Origin of the sequence: Novosphingobium sp. CCH12-A3, assembly GCF_001556015.1 — a bacterium.
Taxonomy (GTDB): Bacteria; Pseudomonadota; Alphaproteobacteria; order Sphingomonadales; family Sphingomonadaceae; genus Novosphingobium; species Novosphingobium subterraneum.
The window spans coordinates 13,202-27,944 of record NZ_LSIA01000034.1 but is presented as its reverse complement, the minus strand read 5'-3'; the positions used below and the strand labels follow the sequence as shown (position 1 = coordinate 27,944).

At 62.7% G+C, this 14,743-nt stretch carries 16 protein-coding genes and 1 pseudogene; 4 read left to right on the top strand and 13 right to left on the bottom strand.

Going from position 1 to position 14,743, the window contains the following annotated elements:
* From AX703_RS03090 to AX703_RS03080, 3 genes are all read left to right on the top strand, one after another.
* Window positions 1-515: sensor histidine kinase (locus AX703_RS03090; protein WP_156451879.1), on the top strand; the 515-nt coding region annotated here is incomplete at its 5' end.
* On the top strand, window positions 505-1,128 hold the full coding sequence (locus tag AX703_RS03085; protein ID WP_013039093.1) for a response regulator transcription factor: 624 nt from the start codon (window positions 505-507) through the stop codon (window positions 1,126-1,128). The genes AX703_RS03090 and AX703_RS03085, both read left to right, overlap by 11 nt.
* A gap of 81 nt (window positions 1,129-1,209) precedes the next feature.
* On the top strand, window positions 1,210-1,617 hold the full coding sequence (locus tag AX703_RS03080; protein ID WP_062342558.1) for a response regulator: 408 nt from the start codon (window positions 1,210-1,212) through the stop codon (window positions 1,615-1,617).
* A gap of 61 nt (window positions 1,618-1,678) precedes the next feature.
* Here AX703_RS03080 and corA read toward each other — a convergent pair whose 3' ends face one another.
* Together corA and AX703_RS03070 are read right to left on the bottom strand one after the other, a co-directional pair.
* Entirely contained in the window at window positions 1,679-2,647 is a 969-nt protein-coding gene (corA, locus tag AX703_RS03075) for a magnesium/cobalt transporter CorA (RefSeq protein WP_004212726.1), read from the bottom strand.
* A gap of 449 nt (window positions 2,648-3,096) precedes the next feature.
* A complete protein-coding gene (locus AX703_RS03070) occupies window positions 3,097-3,927 on the bottom strand; it encodes an SDR family oxidoreductase (RefSeq protein ID WP_021245217.1) in 831 nt (276 codons plus the stop codon).
* A gap of 69 nt (window positions 3,928-3,996) precedes the next feature.
* Here AX703_RS03070 and AX703_RS03065 point away from each other — a divergent pair, with 69 nt between their 5' ends.
* Window positions 3,997-4,563, top strand: a complete 567-nt coding sequence (locus AX703_RS03065; RefSeq protein WP_004212724.1) for a TetR family transcriptional regulator — start codon at window positions 3,997-3,999, stop codon at window positions 4,561-4,563.
* A 207-nt stretch (window positions 4,564-4,770) separates the two neighbouring features.
* Here AX703_RS03065 and AX703_RS03060 read toward each other — a convergent pair whose 3' ends face one another.
* The 11 genes and pseudogenes from AX703_RS03060 to ccoN all read right to left on the bottom strand — a co-directional run bounded on the left by AX703_RS03060 (window position 4,771) and on the right by ccoN (window position 14,530).
* Window positions 4,771-5,316 carry a PepSY-associated TM helix domain-containing protein gene (locus AX703_RS03060; protein WP_062342556.1) on the bottom strand — a complete coding sequence of 182 codons (546 nt, stop codon included), beginning with the start codon at window positions 5,314-5,316 and terminating at the stop codon, window positions 4,771-4,773.
* Between the two features lie 116 nt (window positions 5,317-5,432).
* The gene (locus tag AX703_RS03055) at window positions 5,433-5,840 is read right to left on the bottom strand and encodes a single-stranded DNA-binding protein (RefSeq protein WP_004212722.1); all 408 of its coding nucleotides are present in this window, start codon (window positions 5,838-5,840) and stop codon (window positions 5,433-5,435) included.
* 315 nt (window positions 5,841-6,155) lie between these two features.
* Window positions 6,156-7,326, bottom strand: a pseudogene (locus AX703_RS03050) (IS3 family transposase).
* A gap of 97 nt (window positions 7,327-7,423) precedes the next feature.
* A complete protein-coding gene (locus tag AX703_RS28630) occupies window positions 7,424-7,549 on the bottom strand; it encodes a hypothetical protein (RefSeq protein WP_004212719.1) in 126 nt (41 codons plus the stop codon).
* Between the two features lie 39 nt (window positions 7,550-7,588).
* The gene (gene ccoS, locus AX703_RS03040) at window positions 7,589-7,798 is read right to left on the bottom strand and encodes a cbb3-type cytochrome oxidase assembly protein CcoS (RefSeq protein ID WP_004212718.1); all 210 of its coding nucleotides are present in this window, start codon (window positions 7,796-7,798) and stop codon (window positions 7,589-7,591) included.
* Window positions 7,795-10,056, bottom strand: coding sequence for a heavy metal translocating P-type ATPase (locus AX703_RS03035; protein ID WP_004212717.1), 2,262 nt, complete (start codon window positions 10,054-10,056; stop codon window positions 7,795-7,797). The genes ccoS and AX703_RS03035 overlap by 4 nt, the downstream gene beginning before the upstream one ends.
* A 2-nt stretch (window positions 10,057-10,058) precedes the next feature.
* Window positions 10,059-10,877 carry a DUF2189 domain-containing protein gene (locus AX703_RS03030; protein WP_004212715.1) on the bottom strand — a complete coding sequence of 273 codons (819 nt, stop codon included), beginning with the start codon at window positions 10,875-10,877 and terminating at the stop codon, window positions 10,059-10,061.
* 198 nt (window positions 10,878-11,075) lie between these two features.
* Complete coding sequence (ccoP, locus tag AX703_RS03020; protein ID WP_062342555.1) at window positions 11,076-11,954, bottom strand: cytochrome-c oxidase, cbb3-type subunit III; 879 nt, start codon at window positions 11,952-11,954, stop codon at window positions 11,076-11,078.
* Window positions 11,945-12,115 carry a cbb3-type cytochrome c oxidase subunit 3 gene (locus tag AX703_RS03015; protein ID WP_004212711.1) on the bottom strand — a complete coding sequence of 57 codons (171 nt, stop codon included), beginning with the start codon at window positions 12,113-12,115 and terminating at the stop codon, window positions 11,945-11,947. The genes ccoP and AX703_RS03015 overlap by 10 nt, the downstream gene beginning before the upstream one ends.
* Before the next feature lie 15 nt (window positions 12,116-12,130).
* A complete protein-coding gene (ccoO, locus tag AX703_RS03010; RefSeq protein WP_004212709.1) occupies window positions 12,131-12,883 on the bottom strand; it encodes a cytochrome-c oxidase, cbb3-type subunit II in 753 nt (250 codons plus the stop codon).
* 3 nt (window positions 12,884-12,886) lie between these two features.
* On the bottom strand, window positions 12,887-14,530 hold the full coding sequence (ccoN, locus tag AX703_RS03005) for a cytochrome-c oxidase, cbb3-type subunit I (protein ID WP_004212708.1): 1,644 nt from the start codon (window positions 14,528-14,530) through the stop codon (window positions 12,887-12,889).
* Window positions 14,531-14,743 lie beyond the last annotated feature (213 nt).

Sequence of the window (14,743 nt, the reverse complement as noted above, 5' to 3'; positions counted from 1 at the left end):
TCCGGCGCCTGCGCGATTTCGTCGCCCGCGGCGAGGTCGACAAGAGCCTCCACGAGCTGCCGCAGGTCATCGCCGAGGCGAGCCAGCTCGCGCTGGTCGGCGCACGCGAGCGCGGCATACGCAGCTTTTTCGCGGTCGATCCCGCCGCGACGCCGGTCCTCGTCGACAGGGTGCAGATCCAGCAGGTGCTGGTCAACCTGATGCGCAATGCCATCGAGGCGATGGCGGAGTGTCCGGTTCGCGACCTCAAGGTGGCGACCAGGTTGCGCCCTGACGGGCTGATCGAGGTGACCGTGGAGGATACCGGCCCCGGCATCGCCGACGAGGTCCGGGAGCAGCTCTTCACGGCGTTCAAGTCGACAAAGGCCGACGGCATGGGCCTCGGCCTTTCGATCTGCCGGACCATCATCGAAGCGCATGGGGGCCGTATCTGGATGGAGCGCCCCGACCGCGGCGGCGCGCGCTTTCATTTTACCTTGATCCATGCGCGGGCGGAGGAGGAACATGGGGGATAGACGCGTCATCCATCTGGTCGACGACGAGGAGAGCATCCGCAAGGCGGCGAGCTTTGCGCTCAAGACCGCGGGCTACGACGTCGTGACCTATGCCTCGGGCGTGGAGTTTCTCAAGGAGGCGAAGTCGGCGGCCGTCGGCTGCGTCATCCTCGACGTGCGCATGCCCGAGATGGACGGTCTCGAGGTTCAGGCCGCCATGGCAGCACGCGGGGTCAACATGCCGGTCATCGTCCTGACCGGCCATGGCGACGTGTCGGTTGCGGTGCAGGCCATGAAAGGCGGCGCGGTCGACTTTCTCGAGAAACCCTTCGAGAAAGCCGCCCTGCTCGGCGCCGTCAGCCGCGCGTTCGCGCGTCTCGACGATGTCGACCTTCGTACCCTGGAAACGTCCGAAGCAGGGGTGCGGGTCGCTGCACTGACGCCCCGGGAGCGGGAAGTGCTCGAAAGGCTGGCCAACGGCCTGCCCAACAAGACGATCGCCTATGATCTGGGCTGTTCATCGCGAACGGTCGAGGTCCATCGCGCGAGCCTGATGGCCAAGCTCGAGGTCCGCAATCTGTCCGAAGCCCTGCGGATCGCCTTTGCCGCGGGCATGGGCCGCAAGCCGAAGTGACTGCGACCTCTACGTAGCGACGGGACGAGGCGCGATATGCGATCGATGGTGCAATCGTCACACGGGTGTCCGCTTCTCGCAATGCCATCGGTCCGTTCCACCCAGCATGATGGCAGATACACCATCCTCGTCTCCGACGACGATCCCGGCGTGCGGCGTGGCCTCCAGCTGCTGCTGAGATCGCGCGGCTATGCCGTGTGGGGATATACGACCGGCCGCGCGCTGTTGGCCGACCCCCGCGCGAAGGAGGCGGACTGCGTCATCCTCGACTATCGCATGCCCGACATCGACGGATTCGCGATGCTGCGTCACTTTCGCGAGATCGGATGGTCGGGACGGGCCATCATGATCTCAGGCTTTCACGACACGCTGCTGGCCTCGCGGGCCGCCGAGGCGGGCTTCGATCACGTTCTCGCAAAGCCGTTGATCGGCAGGGCTTTGCTCGATGCGTTGGACCGGCACCGCGCCGAGACGCTTCGAAAGCATTGAACTGTGGCAACCTGCCCCCGGCGGCCTCAGCCCTGCGCGATGTGGACAGCGGTCAGCGACGTCAAAGCCAGTGGTTGCGTTTGAACCGGATGTAGAGTCCGATGCAGACCGCAGCGATGACGCCGAGGATGACGAAATATCCCCACTGCGTCTTCAGTTCGGGCATATTCTCGAAGTTCATCCCGTAGATCCCGGCAATCGCGGTAGGCACCGCGAGGATCGCGGCCCAGGCGGCGAGCTGACGCGTGATCGCACCCTGGCGCTGCTGTTCGAGCAGGTGACTCGCCTCGAACACCGAGATCAGGATGTCGCGGATGCCGGTGATGGCGCTCTCAACCCGGAGCATGTGATCGAGCAAATCACGGAAATAGGGTTTGGAGGCCTCATCAAGCCGCGGAAGCTGCAGGTTCACCAGCTTGCGACCGACCTCGAGCATGGGTCCGAGCACGCGTTGGAAGCGGACGAGCTCACGCCGCAGCGTGAAAATCCGGGTCACCTCCTCGCGGGTGAGAAAGGCTGCAAGCATGCGCTGCTCCATCTTGAGGACGTCCTCCTCGATCGCCTCGACGATCGGGAAATAGCCATCGACGATGAAGTCCAGAATGGCATGGAGCACATAGTCCGGGCCCTCGCGCAGCAGGTCCGGCGTGATTTCGAGATGCGCGCGAAGCTCGCTGTGCGAGCGTGCCGAACCCTGCCGAACGGTGATGAGGAAATTCTTGCCCAGGAAAATCGCGGTGGAGCCGTAGGCGATATGATCGCCTTCAAGATGTGCCGTCCTGGCGACGATGAACAACTGGTCACCGTAGACGTCGAGCTTGGAAATCTGGTGGCCGTTGCCGGCATCTTCCACGGCAAGCGGGTGAAGGCCGTAATTTCCGGCGATGTCGGCAAGTTCTGTTTCGCTGGGCTGGGAGAGGCCGATCCACACAAAGTCATCCTTGGCGATATGCTCGCACGCCGGATCGATCAGGGTCACCGGCCGCAGCCGTTTGCCCTCGTGATAAAGAAAGGCGGCGACGACGCTCATGGCACTTTCCGGTGCCGCCACCTGCGGCGGCGACCGGAAGCCGTGTGCCTCGCCCATTGAGACGCGTGCACAAGCAGGCGCGCCTCGCCCTTTAACCCCAGTCGCAGGAAGACGAAGGCGGCGCGCAGCAATTCGAGCGAGAGCTTATAGAAGATGCGGCGGAGCGTTGGGTTTCGCAGAAGGCCGCTCCCGTTCATGACGCGCGTGGCTGGGCGGCGCGCTGCCACATCAAGGGCACGCAGACTGCGAAGGTCCGCGCACCCTTGATTGGCGACCGCGAAGGTTTTCCTCTCTTGCGATGGTACCAAGCGATTGCCCGTTTGGCGCTTCGGCAATCGTGTCGGATGGCTATACCTAAGTATCGGATAGCGGCGCTGACGACAGGGGTTGCCGGGCCCCGGTGAGGCGCATCGCACCGCGCGGAGACGAAAGCTGGAAGACGGGAAAGCTCAACTGTCGAAAGCGACCGAGCGCGCGAGCGCTTCCTGGGACTGCAGAAAGGCGAGCCGCGATTGCAGCGCCGCCTGGACAACGCCGAAAGCGTCACCCCCCAGAGTCACGCGCAGCGGCGGATGGTCGCTGGTTGCGACATCGACGATCGCTTGCGCGATCTTTTGCGGGTCGAGCGTGTAGAGCTCGTTTCCGGCGGTCTCGAACATCTTGCGGATATCGCCGGCGGGCGTATCGCGATAGGCGGCGATCTCGCTGGCGAATTGCAGGTTGTGGCTGAAGCTGGTGCGCGCGCCACCCGGCTCGATCAGCGTCACGAACAGGTTGAAGGGTTCAAGCTCCTGGCGGAGGCATTCGCTGAAGCCCTCCAGGCCCCATTTGGCCGCATGATAGAGACTGCTCGTCGGAAGCGAGCCCTGACCGCTGGCGCTGGAGATCTGGATGATCCGGCCGCTCCCGCGCAGGCGCATCGCGGGGACAAAGGCGCGGGTGATGTGGATGGGCGCCATGAGATTGAGCGCGATCTGGCCTTCGACCTCGGCGTCCGACATCTCTTCGGTGGCGCCGATCACGCCGCCGCCGGCGTTGTTGACCAGAATATCGACGGGTCGACGCGCCTGCGCCCGGGCCACGACCGCAGCAATATCGTCCTTGACCGTGACGTCGAGCGCTTCGACGCGCAGCTGGCTCGGATATTTCGCCGCAAGGTCGTCGAGGCTTTCGGGCCTGCGAGCCGTCGCGGTAAGGTCGTCGCCCGCGGCCAGGATCAGTTCGGCCAGATGGCGGCCAATGCCGCTGGACGCGCCCGTGAGAAACCAGTGATTGGACATATGCTGCTCCATATATTACCAACTGGTAGGTAACTTCATATGTGGAATGCGTCAATGCCGGGAGGTGTGATGAAGGAACGAACCAGGCGGAATGCCGCACAGAGCCGCGAGACGCTCCTGGCTGCAGCGACCGAGGAGTTCGCGTCCCATGGGCTGGCGGGCGCGCGGATCGATCGCATTGCGCAGGCGGCGGGTATCAGCAAGCCGATGCTCTACACCTATTTCGGGGACAAGGAGGCGCTCTTCGATGCCGCGCTGACGCAGGAAGTGATGGACGCGGCGCAGGCCGATCGCTTCGATCCCAATGATCTTGAGGGTTATGCGGGGCGCACCTATGACTTGCTGGTCGAGCGCCCGCGCTTGTGGAGGCTGCTGACCTGGCATCATTTGGAGCGTGGCCAGGATGTTCTGATGCTCCCGGCCGGCGAGGTCCTTCTCGGGGAGAAGCTGGACGGGATCGCAGCGGCGCAGGCCGAGGGGCGGATCGTCGCCGACTTCACGCCCATGGACGTCGTCCGGCTTGTCGCCGCCCTCACCCAGCTCTGGTGCATGACCGGAGCCGCACGCGACGCTACCGAGCATGCGGCGCGCAGGGCGACGATCATGCGGGCGGTGGGGCGACTGCTGCGCGTGTGATCGTGCGAGGCGCGCGTTGCCCGCCCGCGCGCCGATCAGGACACAGCAAGCTCCATCGCACCCCGCGACATTACCCGACCGCGAAGATACGGCGGCTCATCTGCTCGCGCTGCCCGTGGGCACGGCGGGCCGAGCGACGATCAGAATTGCGCGGCCACAGCCGAACCGGAGTGGATCGGCAAGTGAGCCCGTCGCAGCGCGATGACCTCAGGTCGCAGGCCTTGATGCGCGACGTTTCGTCAGCAGTCGTTTGAGATCCTTCGCAAGGCGATAAAACAGAATGACGATCCCGGTGACCACGATGAGCAACGTCGCCGATGCAGCGACAACGATCAGTGGATGGTTGTAACTGCGCGAGGCGCCAAGGTTCATGATATGGATTTTGTAAAAGAAATCATAGAAGTCCCACAGGTCCGAACGGCGACTGAGCACCTCTCCGGTGAACGGATCCAGATAGAGGCGACTATGCTCCTTGTCGGCGAAGCTGGCGCGCCACAGCGGCCCGCCGACCTGCGCTTCCTCGGGCGCCGTTTCCTGATAGTCGACCGCCTGCAGCCTGCCGGATCCTTTGTAGGACATCAGAGCATAGCGCCGAGAGTCTGCCAGACTGATCTCATCGACATTTTCGCCAGTGTAGGCGTTCCACCAGCTTTCGCTTCCGCCCCGCGCCTTGAGGACCCATATCGGACCGCGCGGCGTATTTTTGAGCGTGGCCTCGTTGAGGTCGGTGTGGTATGCGATCTTCGATCCCATGCGACGGAAAGCGGATAGTGCAGACGCCCCCGCCTGCAAAATCCCTCGCGAGCTATGGCAAATCCGGCTCGCCGCTGGATGCCCCCGCGCGCCACAAGCGCGCGGGGATCCGGGGGTCAGAAGGGCACGTCGTCGTCGAGCTCAGGATCAGGGTCGCCGGCCTCGTCGGACTTCGATTTCGCCCGGCTGAGGAAGTCGATCGTCTCGGCGATGATCTCGGTGCCGTAGCGCTCGACGCCGTCGCCATCGGTCCATTCGCTGTAATGGATGCGGCCGCGCACCAGCAGCTTCATGCCCTTGGTGCAATGCTCCTGCACGGTCTTGCCGAGGCCATTGAACGCGGTGATCCGATGCCATTCGGTGTCCTGGACGCGGTAGCCTTTCTCATCGCGAACGACCTTGCCTTCCGAATAGCGGGGACGCGAGGTCGCCAGGGTGAAGTGGGTGATGCGGGTCCCGCCCTGGGTGGTGCGGCTCTCCGGATCCATGCCGATATTGCCGGCAAGAATGACGATGTTCTGCATGATCAAATCTCCGTTGCTTCCGTCCGAGGGACCGTCCCTCCGACGAGACCCGGCCAAGACCGGCGGGAGACGAGGGCATCGACGCGCAAGCGGCGACCCGACCCACAAGGGCCGGAGTGGTGCGGGCAGGCGCGCGAGCGACAACCCGGTCCGGCACCGCGGGGGTTGCCCCACGGCAACCGTCCGGGCTTAGGGGATCAGTCAGGCGGAGGGCGCTTTCCCTCGGCGCCAGGCAACGGCAGAGCCATGTCGCAACATCGCGATGGGCCGAGCTCAGGACATGGACTGCCCGCAATGACTGGTCCGGTTGTGTAGTTAGTTGATCTGCGCCTCTGATACCAGCCTGGGCGGGAGGCGGAGCGTAGCGGAGCCGAGCGGCCAGGCTGGCATCTTGATCGTCTCCGGGGCCGGTGGTCGATATCCGAGACTGCTGTGGGGCCGTGCTCGGTTGTAATGATCGCGCCACCAGCCGGTGACGATCCGCACCTCCTCAAGGCTGTAGAAGATTTCGCCGTTGAGCAGTTCATCTCGCAGACGGGCATTGAAGCTTTCGATATAGCCGTTCTCCCATGGGCTGCCGGGCTCGATATAGAGGGTAATGACGCCAAGCCTGCCGAGTCACTCGCGCACCGCATTAGCGACGAACTCGGGGCCGTTATCGGATCTGATATGCTCGGGCGGCCCATGCTCGATGAACAGATCGGTCAGCACGTCAATCACGTCGTTCGACCGGAAGCGCCGCAGCGGCACCATCGCCAGGCATTCCCGGCTGAACTCGTCGATAATGTTGAGCATTCGGAACTTGCGACCGTTGTGCGTCTGATCCTCGACGAAGTCGTAGGACCACACATGCCGCGATGCTCCGGGCGCAGCCGGATGCACGATCCGTCGCCGAGCCAGAGCCGCCGCCGTTTCGGTTGCCGCTTCGGCACTTTAAGACCCTCCCGCCGCCAGATACGCTCAACCACTGACAGGCTGACCTGCCAGCCCGCCTGGCCCAGCAAGACATGGATGCGGCGATAGCCATACCGGCCATAGTCCTTGGCCAGCGCGATGATGTCGGCTGTTAGCCGCCGCTCGTCGGCATCATCCTTCGGTGGATGGCGCTGTGTCGAACGATGCTGGCCCAGAACACGGCAGGTCCGTCGCTCCGATACCGGCAACGCGCGACGGATCTGCTCGATCGCCTCACGGCGACGGGAGGGACTCAAAAAGTCAGCTTCGACGCCTCTTGCAGGATCGCCTTGTCGAGCGCGAGGTCGGCCACCAGCTTCTTCAGCCGCGCATTCTGGCGCTCCAGATCCTTCATTCGCCGCGCCTGGTCGACCTTCAGCCCGCCATATTCCTTGCGCCACCGATATAGCGTCTGCTCCGCGATCCCGATCTGGCGGCAAGCCTCCACCGCTGTGCCGCCTCGCCCCACAATCACCTCTACTTCACGCAGCTTCGCTATGATCTGCTCCGGCGTAAACCTCTGACGTCCCATACATTTCTCCAATTCTCATGCCCAAATGGGCTCTCTTCAGAATTGGACCAGTTTTTCCAAGGTAGACCACTATCCCTCCGTCAGACCGATGCCAGCCTCACAGGAGGTTTCGGGCAACAGCGGCAAGACTGAGTGCAAGCGCGACAAGGCTGGGAATGATGACCGCCGCCCCGCAGATGAAGGCAAGGACGCCCACCCAATTCCAACTCGGTGCCTGCATCATCACTTCGTCCTTTGCCCAATGGTGTCCACACCACCATCCTTATCGCAAACGATTTGCCTCGCCCTCGGTTTCGGGTCGCCAATCATCAGGTTCGACAAGAGGCTGGTCTGACTTGGCGTCGGTCACGACTCGCTCGGCCGCTCCATCCAGATCATCATACTGCCCGGTGCGCATCGACCAAAGAAAGGCGCCCAGCCCAGCAAGGCCCATCAGCAGCGCGACCGGCACCAGCCACAGGATCCCGCTCATCGGGTAGCGGCCAGGGGAACGAGGGTCGGTGCCGGCGCTCGCCTGCTAAGCCGTGATCCGCGTGCTGCGGGAATTCGCAGAGAGTTCGCAACGACCGAAATCGACGAAAGCGACATGGCGACGGCAGCAAGCAGTGGGGTGACATAGCCCGCCATGGCCACAGGAATCACCAAAAGGTTATAACCGACGGAAAGCGCCAGGTTCTGGCGGACACGTTGCCGGGCCGCGCGCGCGATCTGCACAGCGCGCGGAACCGCATCGAGATCCTGGCCGAGATAAACAATATCCGCGGCCGCCCGACCGATGTCGGCGGCATTGGAAGGAGCCATCGAAACGTGCGCCGCCGCCAGTGCCGGTCCATCGTTCAGCCCATCACCCACCATCAAGGTCAGGCGCTGACTGTCCGCCAGCGCCTGAAGCCGCTCCACCTTATGCTGCGGCAGCAATCCGGCACGCCAGTGGGCGATACCGATCGCGTTCGCGAACCCCGACACAGAAGCAATGTGATCGCCCGAAAGCAGTTCGATAGGCAGCCCAAGCGCGTCAAGCTTGGCCACCGCTTCCCGCGCACTCGTCTTTTCAACGTCCAAGAAGGCAAAATGGCCGGCAAGCTCACCATCGACCGAGAACACGGTCTGGAAACCGCCACTCTCGCCCGTGCCTGGATTCAAAGCCCAATCGGCACGCCCCAGGCGAAACAGATGGCCGTTCCGCTGGCCCTCCAAACCCCGGCCCGGCAGCTCGGAAAAACTGTCCAGATCGAGGCCGGACAAGGCGCCGCCGTTGGCGGCAATCGCGCGTGCGACGGGATGGTTGGAACGCGACGCCAGCGCCATCACGATTGCGCGATAGGGTTCATCGATGGCGATCTTGCTCACTCGCAAATCGCCATGAGTGAGCGTGCCGGTCTTGTCGAAAATCACGGTATCGACCTGTGCAAGCCGCTCGAGCGCGCTTCCATCCTTGAGCGCGATGCCGTGCTCGAACAAGCGCTTCGCCGCGGCGACCTGAACCATGGGTATGGCGAGACCAAGCGCGCAGGGACAGGTCACAATGAGCACCGAAATGGCAATGGTCAGCGCCCGATGCCAATCGCCTGTGTCAAGGAACCACCCGGCAAACACGGCCAAGGCCAGCGAATGGATGATCGGCGAGTAATAGGCCGCAACACGGTCGGCGAGACGGCGATAGCGTGCTCTGCCCTGCTCGGCCGCTTCCATCATTCGCACCATTTCGGATAGAAAGGACCGCGCGTGGCTGTTGGTCACACGCACCTTGAGCGAACCATTGAGATTCAGCATGCCCGAAACGAGCGTGCTTCCCGGTCGTACCGGCACCGGCATCGCCTCGCCCGTGACCGCGGCAGTGTCGAGATCGCCCTCGCCCGCAAGGACAAGACCATCCAGCGGAACACGCTCGCCTGGCGCGACGAGGATGACATCACCCACCGAGACATCCTCGAGCGGTCTAAAAGCGCGCGATCCATCCGTGCCGATTACATTCGCGCCCGCAGGCGTCATTCGCGTCAGCCCGAGCACGGCCGAACGGGCCTTGTCACGCATGGCATGGTCGAGCGTTCGTCCGACAAGCAGGAAAAAGATCAGCGTCACGACCGCGTCGAAATAGGCATGGCGTCCGAAATGCAGCGTGTCGTAGATGCTGAGACCCAGTGTCAGGACGATGCCGATCGAGATGGGCACATCCATATTGGTGCGTCCCGCGCGCAATGCCGACCATGCCGACAAGAAGAAGATGCGCCCCGAAAAGAATACCGCGGGAAGCGCGAGCAGCGCCGAGATGAGATGGAACAGCTGCCGCGTAGCGGGGTCGGCGCCTGACCAGACCGACACCGAAAGCAGCATGATGTTCATCGCCGCGAAGCCGGCGACCGCTGTCGCGACGATCAGCCGGCGCTTTTCGGGATCGGCGCGTTCGTCCGGTTGGCTGAGAAGATTTGCCTCGAAGCCCGCCTCGTTCAGCGTTGCCAGCAAAGGCGGTGCACTCGCGGTTTGCGCTTGCCGCCATGTGACGGTCACACGCCGCGTCGATAGATTGACCCGAGCCGCTACGACGCCCTCGAGGTTACCAAGGATGCGCTCGATCTTCGCCATGCATCCGCCGCAATGCGCGGTCGGGACCGACAGTTGCGTCCTCATCGTTCCGTCATCCAGCGATTGGCTGGCGAAGATGAGTTCATCGACCGATTGCCCGGTCAATGATGTCGGCGCCTGGACGGCAGGCATGGCATGGCTGGCCATGTCTAGGCCTGCGTGTCTGAGACCGCGCGATAGGCATGCCATGTGGCATGTCCAAGCCACGGGAAGATGACGATGAGGCCGATCAAGCCCGTAGCCGCGCAGAGTATGAAAAGCGCAAGGACGATGGCGCCCCAGACGATCATCGGCGCAAGGTTGTTCCAGACGAGCGCCGTGCTTGTTCCCATCGCCGTGAGCGCATCGACCTTGCGATCGAGGAGCATCGGAATGGCAAAAACACTGATCGCAAAAGCGAATGAGGCGAACAGGCCGCCCACCGCCGTGCCGACGCCGAGAATAATCCATCCCACCGGCTCGGTCAGCAGGAAGGCGGTTATGTGAGGCAGGCCGGGAAAGGGGCGCACGCCGAAGAACAACGCATAGATGAGCACCGCGGATCGCATCCACAGTAGCATCAGCAGGCTGAGCAGGACCCCGGTGAAAAGCACCTGCGGGCCCGCCGCCGGTTTCACCAGGAGCATTTCGCGCAGCGACGTATCGCGTCCCGCTTCTCGGTTGCGGCTTTTCTCATAGAGTCCGATGGCCAGCAGCGGGGCAATGATCATGAAGCCGGCGAGCGCGGGAAAAAGAATATAGTCGCGGCCATACAGCGCGAGCATCGCGACAGCAGCGAGAGACAGAAGGAAAATGCCCAGACCGTAGGCCAGGCTCGGCATCGGCCGATGGAAAAGATCCTGCCATCCGGCCTTGAGCCATTGGAAGCCGATGGAAGCGGGAAGATGGCGCTGAAACCGCGCGCTCTTCGTCTCCTCGATGCCCGAGGTCTGGCTCAGCAAGCCATAAGAGGGGCTTTTATCGCTCATGTCCCGCTACCTTTCAGCATGCCGATTTCGCCGCGCGATACTGCCCGCTCCCGTTCGCGCGTTCCTTCAAATGTCCCACGCATTCGGGCTGCGAGCGAAAGGCGACGTAGAAAAAATGCGCGTTCGCAAGAACGAACAGCAAAAGGCCTGCTGCCACCAGCGTCCAGACCAGCCACCGGGATCGGGATCGCATGGCCGTCATCGCTGAGGCGCGCTCAGCGAATGAACATAGAGCGCCAATATCTTGATATCCGAGTCCGTAAGCCGCTCGTCCCATGTCGGCATATGCCCCTGGCGTCCGCCATGGACGGTCTCCACGATCTGATCGATGTCTCCTCCATAGATCCAACGCGCGTCCGTCAGATTGGGAGCGCCGACATCGCGCTTCCCGCGCGCATCCTCGCCATGGCAAATCGCGCAATTGGCCATGAAGACCTCGCGCCCCGATACAATCGACGTCCGATTGGCATTCGTCACGAACTTGGGATGCGACAAGGCGTAGACATAGTTGGCCGCCAGACTGACCTGATCGGCATCGAGTATCCCGTCGCGTCCGAACGAGGGCATCTGCGAGACGCGCCCCTGCGGATGCTCCACATTGACCCCAACGCGCATGGTCTGCGCGATCGTCTCAAGGTCGCCGCCCCAGATCCAGTCGTCATCGGTCAGATCGGGATAACCATAACCCCCCTTGGCATTAATGCCGTGGCAGGCGGCGCAGTTGTCGCCGAACAACCGGTGGCCGGTGCTACGCACGATGGTCATGAGCCGGGGGTCGACCGCGATCTGCTCGAGGTTCTCGCTTTCGATCCGCTTTATCCAGTCGGCCCGTCCCGCCTGCGAATCGACCAGGTGCTTTTCGACCGAGGTGCGCTGGTCGATGTTGAGAATTCCCTTGGTGTAGGTGTCGCCCAAGGGCCAAGTCGGCATGAGAATCCACCAGGCGAAAGCGAAGAGATGGGTGACGATCAGAAAAATCAGCACACCCTTGGGGACCGGCGTATCGAGCTCCTTGATGCCATTCCAGACATGGCCGGTCGTTTCATGACCGCTGACGGGATCGCGCTCTACGTCCATGGCTTGTCGTCCTGATCGAGAACGCTTTGTTTGGCTCGGTTGAACTTGCCACGATTGGACGGCCGGAACGTATAAATGAGGACACCGATCATCAGACCGATGAGGTAGAACAGCCCCCAGCTTTTCGAGAATGCAACAAGAGCCTCGTGGCTTATGTCCATGCCTGCCTCCTCATGTCATTTCACCGGCTCTGGCGGCTTCTGCGGCGCGGCCGTATTCTTGTACGGCACGTCGGTCAGCCGGCCGAGAACCTGAAGATAGGCGACGAGCGCGTCCATCTCGGTGACCTCGGTCGCCACATCGTCGAACACGCGAACCTGCGTTTCTTCGCCATACCGCTCGGTGATACCGGACGAGGTCGAGCTTTCCGGTGTCGCCTGGTCGAAGGCATCGACGCTCGCATTCTCGATCATGGCATCGGTGTAGGGCACCCCCGCGGCCCGCAGCGCCTTGAGGTGCAAGGGCAGATCAGCGAGGCGCAAGGGCGTCCGCGCCAGCCAGGGATAGGCCGGCATATTGGAATCGGGCACCACATCGCGCGGATTGGTCAGATGGGCGACGTGCCAGAAATCGGAATATTTGCCGCCAACGCGGGCGAGGTCGGGTCCGGTGCGCTTCGAACCCCAGAGCATCGGATGGTCATATTTGGATTCGACCGCGAGCGAATAGGGACCATAGCGCTCAACTTCGTCCTGCAGCGTCCGGATCATCTGGCTGTGACAGGCATAGCATCCTTCGCGCACATAGATGTTTCGCCCCGCCAGTTCGAGCGGCGTGTAGAGCCGCATGTCTGGCGCCTCCTCGACCGTCTCGTCGATCGTGAAAAGCGGAGCGATCTCGACGAGGCCGCCGACACTGGCAGCCGCGATGATGGCGAGCACGAAGCCGATCGCCGAACGTTCGAGCTTGCGATGAAACAGTTCCGCCACGGCTCAGGCCCTCCCCGCCGCCGTCGCGGCCTGTAGCGGGACGTCGCCTTCGAACGGCGCCTGGGCCGAGGCGGCGCGAATGGTCCTCCACATATTGTAGGCGCCGATCACAGCACCGATCAGGAACAGAAGGCCGCCGAGCGTACGCGCGATGTAATAGGGATACATGGCTCTGAGCGAATCCAGGAAGGAGTAGGCTAGCGTGCCTTCCTCCGTATAGGTCCGCCACATCAGGCCCTGGATGATGCCCGAGTTCCACATGGCAAAAATGTAGACAAGAGTGCCGGCAAGCGAGAGCCAGAAGTGCCACTCGACCAAGGCGGGCGAATACATCGCCTCGCGCTTCCACAAGGACGGCACCAGCGTGTAGAGCGAGCCGAAGGTGATGAGCGCCACCCAGCCGAGCGCGCCGGCGTGAACATGGCCAACCGTCCAGTCGGTGTAATGCGAAAGCGAATTGACGGGCCGGATGGCGAGGAACGAACCTTCAAAGGTCGAGATGCCATAAAACACCGCCGCGACCATCATGAAGCGGAGCGTCGCATCATCGCGCACGCGGTGCCAGGCGCCGTTCAATGTTAGCAAGGCGTTGCCAGCCGAAGCCCATGACGGCACGAGGAGCATCACCGAGAAGGTCATGCCCAGCGTCTGAACCCAGTGCGGTAGGGCGGTATAATGAAGGTGGTGGGAACCCGCCCACATGTAGAAGAAGGTAATGCCCCAAAAGCTCAGGATCGAGAGACGGTAGGAGAAGATCGGCCGCTGGGCCCGGATGGGCAGGTAGTAATAGAGCATGCCCAGGAAGCCCGCCGTCAGGAAGAAGGCGACGGCGTTATGACCATACCACCACTGCACCATAGCATCCTGGACGCCCGACCAGATGGTGTAGCTCTTCGCATGGCCCAGCGAGACCGGAATCGCGAGATTGTTGATGATATGGAGTATCGCGACGACGAGAATGAAGGCCATGAAGTACCAGTTGGCCACATAAATGTGTGGTTCCTTGCGGCGTGCGAGCGTCCGGATGTAGAGGATGAAGTAGGTCACCCAGACGATCACCAGCCAGATGTCGGCATACCATTCGGCCTCGGCATATTCCTTCGATTGGGTAACCCCGAGCAGATAACCGCTGGCCGCGAGGATGCAGAACAGGTTGTAGCCCACCAGCACGAACCAGGCCGAAAGCTGATCGGGAAGACGCGCCCGCGAGGTCCGCTGCACGACATGCAGCGAGGTGGCGATGAGCGCGTTGCCGCCAAAGCCGAAGATCACGCCGCTGGTGTGCACCGGTCGCAAGCGGCCGAAGCTCGCCCAGGCACTGTCAAACGTCAGGTCAGGGAATGCCAGCAGCGCGGCGACCCAGACCCCCACGAACATCGCCACCACCGCCCAAGCCATGCTGGCGATGATGCCGGCCTTGATGGGCTCGTCATAGTAGCTTTGCAAACGGGATTTTGGCGGTTCCGGTCCCCAGATGCCGCGGATTACGATGATGGCGCAAATGGCGGCAATGGCCAGGATCAGCCAGCCGTGGATTTCCATTGTGTCCTGATTGCCTGCCGCTGCGAGAACGAGGCCGCACAGACCGACGGCAACGGAAATGGCGAGCGCGATCTGGCGTTCGGTCTCGGTCAAGGTCAGTATCATGGCCGATCTATTTCCCCCCTCATCGGTCATCGCCACGGGCTGACAGCGCAGCAGCAGGTTCGCTCCCGATGGGAACACAGCTCGCGCCGAACCAGCAACACGCGGGTCGGACGGAAGTTCCCAACTATTGCCCTGCCGTCTCCCGCGGTAAACACCAAAAAATCAGTGGTCAGCGTCGCTCGCCACGCATCGCGGCCGAATTTGAACCTGTGT